Consider the following 522-nt stretch of genomic DNA (forward strand, 5'->3'; position numbering starts at 1 on the left):
GGGAGAGATTGCCCTCATCCATCATATGGAGAAGGCGATCCAGAGTCGAATCCACGAAGGAAAGCGAAGCGCTTGGCGCGCGTCGGATGAACAATTCGACGGCATGGGCGATCAGGGGCTGGGGAATCGTGACCACCGCGCCGAAACGCACATGACCGGCCGCGCCGGCCGACAGCGCGCTGACGTCCCGTCTCGCCAATTCGATCTGCCGGAGGATCTCGCGCCCGCGCTCGATCAGCACCAGCCCGATGCTGGTCGGCTCCAGCGCATTGCCCACCCGGCGCACCACCGGTGCTCCCAGCGCCGCCTCGATCTCCGCGATCTGCTTGGAAATGGCTGGCTGCGTGACATGAAACGCAGCCGCCACCCGCGTCACCTGGCCCAAGTCGCCCAGCGCCACCAGGATGCGCAAATGCCCAAGCTTCAGGCCGCTGCGAAAAAAACGCGCTATCGACGTATCGATATCTGACATACCCGTCCCCTCAAGTTGCGGGGCGCCGACAACCGGCGCCCCGCAACTTG

1 protein-coding gene is annotated in these 522 nt (G+C 64.8%); it reads right to left on the reverse strand.

Features of this window, described 5'->3' with window-relative positions; translation table 11 throughout:
- Positions 1 to 472, reverse strand: a 472-nt coding sequence (locus KDH83_RS31370) for a LysR family transcriptional regulator (protein ID WP_212323034.1), incomplete at its 3' end; no start/stop codon positions are given.
- Between the last annotated feature and the right edge of the window lie 50 nt (positions 473 to 522).

It is taken from the genome of Achromobacter sp. Marseille-Q0513 (assembly GCF_018195695.1).
Taxonomy (GTDB): Bacteria; Pseudomonadota; Gammaproteobacteria; order Burkholderiales; family Burkholderiaceae_B; genus Achromobacter.